Below are 255 nucleotides of genomic sequence, written 5' to 3'. Positions count from 1 at the left end.
TTATGCCTAAGTCAAAAGAAACCCCTGCCGAAACGATCAAGCGCCTTGAACGTGAGTTAGCAGAAGAGAAACTACGTAACCAAATCCTCAATGGCATGGTTGATATCATGGACAATGAATATGGAGCTGGCCTCAGAAAAAAGTACTTATCCGGTACGTCTGGCAAGCAAAAGCTAAAAGCGAAATAAACCTCGCTGCCGCATGTCGTGCTGCGGGTATGTCGAGGCAAGGTATTTATCAGGCAGTTGCGCGAAT

General features: G+C 46.3%; 1 pseudogene. It reads left to right on the top strand.

Annotated elements, in window-relative coordinates:
• Window positions 1-255: pseudogene (locus tag MO387_RS21370) on the top strand (IS3 family transposase); the annotation flags it as partial.

The sequence above is a fragment of the Shewanella sp. N2AIL genome (assembly GCF_022690845.1).
Taxonomy (GTDB): domain Bacteria; phylum Pseudomonadota; class Gammaproteobacteria; order Enterobacterales; family Shewanellaceae; genus Shewanella; species Shewanella baltica.
Note: the sequence above shows the minus strand (reverse complement) of the source record. Positions and strands in the feature narration are given on the sequence as shown.